The following is a 2,716-nucleotide window of genomic DNA, read 5'->3' as shown; positions in this document are numbered from 1 at the left end:
TGGAACTTTTCATGATCGAGATGTAAACGCTGCGGTAAATATCAAGGTCGCCGGAGGACATTCGGAGACTTTAAATGGACGTGGAGGAAAGCGTAAGACTTCTGTTAAAGAAGCAGCATCCCGTGAAGCGTCAACCCCATTGACGCGACCATTCTAAAAAGGTGGCGTGGTGAGGAATCGCCGTCCGTTTACGGCGGTGAGGATGTCAATCACGATAATTTTATTATGCCTAAGATCTACCGTCTTGCCCAAGGTCATTTAAACCTATTGGAAACCTGTCCACCCAGATTTCAAAAAGTCTATCTAGAGGAACTTAACACACCGGCTGACCCGGAGCAATTGCAGAGGCAAGAATGGGGTAGTCAGTTTCACCTATTATTACAGCAGCGGGAATTAGGGCTGCCGATCGCGTCTCTATTACAGGAAAATGAACAGTTAGAACATTGTTTAACAGCCCTATTAAAGGCTGCCCCGGCCATTGCCCAAAATCCGGGAGAAGCGAATCGCGAAGCGGAACATTCTCGTAGTTTAACTGTGGGTAATTATTTATTAACGGTTATCTATGATTTAATTTTATTAGAGAGCGATCGAGCCGTAATTTTTGACTGGAAAACCTACTTAAAACCTATCGATGCTGACAAACTAGCCAAAAATTGGCAGACGAGACTTTATCTGTATGTATTGGGAGAAACTTCTGCTTATCCTCTTGATAGTTTATCGATGACCTATTGGTTTGTGCAGTTACCCCGCAGCCCCGAACAAATTACTTTTAACTATAATCGGAAACTACACCAACAGACAGGGCGAGATTTACGCCGTTTATTGAAAGATCTCGATCGCTATCTATCAGCATACCAAAATGATTTAGTTAATTTTCCCCATCGTCCCGATTGTCAGCTTCATTGTCCCTATTATCTTGGACAAGAGCGATCGAGCAAAATAGAGTTACCCTCGATCGATCATATCCCTGAAATCAATCCTTTTGTCTAATTTTGCTAATTTCGTCAGAATTCAGCAGTCAGGAGATTGCTTTTATTTCTTCTCCCCACACCCTAACCCCACTCTGCAATAATTACTGGCGGCCAGAAATGCGTTGGTTTCATATCATACTTTGTGTTTTTTGTCAAAAAAACTTTTTTTTTGCAACAAAACTACACAAAAAAAAGATCATCGTTGTGGGTGAAATTGACTAATTTACCTGTCTTAACTAGGATCACCTTGTAGGTGTGGCAAGGGTTTCAACCACTGCTGCCCAAAAAAGCACAGAATAACCGACTATGAAATTCTACCAAATCGCTGTAACTATTGCAACATCGTTGTTAAATAAAAATCTTTCTCAATTAATTCTTAAGAATTTATAAATATTGCGGAATGTTAATTTAAATATTCTCAAGTGTTTAGAGTCAATAAATAATTTTTGCTTATCTTTGTCAAAAAATAGAACTCCTGCAAAAATCCCACATCTAGCATTGGGTTAGGAGTCAGGATTGAGGAGACAGTATTCAGGAGATTATTTTTATTTATCCTTCCCACACCCCACTTCCCACTTCCCACTTCCCATTCTCGACAATTCTCCTTCCCCGCCCCGATAATAACAAAAGACAGATCGATCGCTTGCGCTCATGACCGGCAACCACTACCAGACCTTAGAAATCAGCTATAAATCGACCCCTGACGAGATTAAACAGGCCTATCGGCGTTTAGCAAGAAAATTCCATCCCGATAGTCAAAACGATAGTGCCAGTCACGATAAAATCGTCGCTATTAACGCCGCCTACGAGATATTAAGCGATCCGAGACTAAGAAAAGACTACGATAACCAACTAATCAGCAATTCTCCGGAAAAGCGCGCCCAACGCACTGCCACCGCCCAAGCAAATTACCATCGTTACAAAGAAGCAGCCCGGGAAGACGAAGCCCTGGTCAAACAGTGGTATAACCAGACCTATAGCCCGATTAATCGGCTGATCGGTCAAATTATCCGGCCTCTCAAAGGTCAGATCGATCACCTATCTGCCGATCCCTTCGATGATCAGTTAATGGCTGTTTTTCAAGACTATCTAGAAACCTGTCGCCAAAATCTCGATCGAGCCAAAACCCTCTTTTGCCAACGGCCAAACCCTGCCAAAATGGCCAAAGTGGCCGCTTCTCTTTACTACTGTCTCAATCATCTCACTGATGGACTAGAAGAATTGGAAACCTTTACCCTTAACTACGATGATCGCTCTCTCCACACCGGCCAAGAAATGTTTCGCATGGCCCAGCGTTTACAGGTGGAAGCTAAACAGATAGCCAGTCAGTGCCAAAATTAGACCTCTTGTAAAAATCAAAAATTGTTGTTAGGGTTAGGAGTCAGTAGCCAGTAGTCAGGAGAATTAAGAATGAATAACAATCAATTAAATGGTCTATTTACAGATTTTAGGCCATTTAATCCTTATTTTTGCAGTCTTTGAAGCTTGAAAAATTAATTATCGAAAATTTGGGTTAAAACCCCGTCGTTTTACGACGGCTTTTCTTGATCTTTAATATAGCACTTAAGAACTTCCAGGGTTGCACCTATCAGTTATCAGTTATCGGTTATCAGTTATCAGTGGGTAAGTCATCAGTTATCAGATGTGAGTTTTTAAGTGTGCAGTATTAAATAGAAGTTTCCTCCTGTCTTTTTAATGTTTACTGTTTACTGATTACTGTTTACTGATCACTGATTATAGAGTGT

At 41.2% G+C, this 2,716-nt stretch carries 2 protein-coding genes; both read left to right on the top strand.

Translation table 11 applies throughout. The features are described 5' to 3' along the window. The first annotated feature begins 225 nt into the window (after positions 1–225). Positions 226–990: a PD-(D/E)XK nuclease family protein gene (locus IM322_RS21375; protein WP_287674036.1), complete on the top strand. Its 765-nt coding sequence runs from the start codon at positions 226–228 to the stop codon at positions 988–990. A 632-nt stretch (positions 991–1,622) separates the two neighbouring features. Beyond that, complete coding sequence (locus IM322_RS21370) at positions 1,623–2,312, top strand: J domain-containing protein (protein ID WP_287674038.1); 690 nt, start codon at positions 1,623–1,625, stop codon at positions 2,310–2,312. The last annotated feature ends 404 nt before the right edge of the window (positions 2,313–2,716 follow it).

Source organism: Microcystis sp. M109S1 (assembly GCF_020247025.1).
GTDB lineage: Bacteria > Cyanobacteriota > Cyanobacteriia > Cyanobacteriales > Microcystaceae > Microcystis.
Note: the sequence above shows the minus strand (reverse complement) of the source record. Positions and strands in the feature narration are given on the sequence as shown.